We start from the raw sequence: 496 nt of genomic DNA, 5'->3' as shown, positions 1-496 counted from the left end.
TGATGGTGCTGGCAGCAAGATTGCTGATCATTACTGGCCTGAGAACAGGTGAATTGCGCGGTGCGTTATGGTCAGAAATCGATACCAAGAAAGCGCTATGGGAAATTTCTGCTGAACGTATGAAAATGCGCCGTCCTCATATCATCCCGCTATCTACCCAAGCGCTAGCCATTATCGAACAGATCAGAGCGATGACAGGGCAATTTCCTTTACTGTTTCCGGGCCGCAATGATCCAAGTAAGACCATGAGCGAAGCCAGTATCAATCAGGTATTTAAGCGAATTGGCTATACAGGCCGGGTTACGGGTCATGGCTTCCGTCATACCATGAGCACCGTTCTTCATGAACAGGGCTACAACACCGCATGGATTGAAACCCAACTGGCGCATGTTGATAAGAATGCTATCCGTGGCACCTACAACCACGCGCAATATCTCGATGGCAGACGTGAGATGCTGCAATGGTATGCCGACTACATGGTAAGCCTTGAAAACGG

The 496-nt window shown here is 49.2% G+C and carries 1 protein-coding gene; it reads left to right on the top strand.

Going from position 1 to position 496, the window contains the following annotated elements:
- Nucleotides 1-496: site-specific integrase (locus H0247_RS19220; RefSeq protein WP_180743962.1), on the top strand; the 496-nt coding region annotated here is incomplete at both ends.

Origin of the sequence: Pectobacterium sp. CFBP8739 (assembly GCF_013449375.1) — a bacterium.
GTDB lineage: Bacteria > Pseudomonadota > Gammaproteobacteria > Enterobacterales > Enterobacteriaceae > Pectobacterium.
The sequence above is the reverse complement of the archived record's forward strand: the minus strand, read 5'-3'. Positions and strand labels throughout refer to the sequence as shown.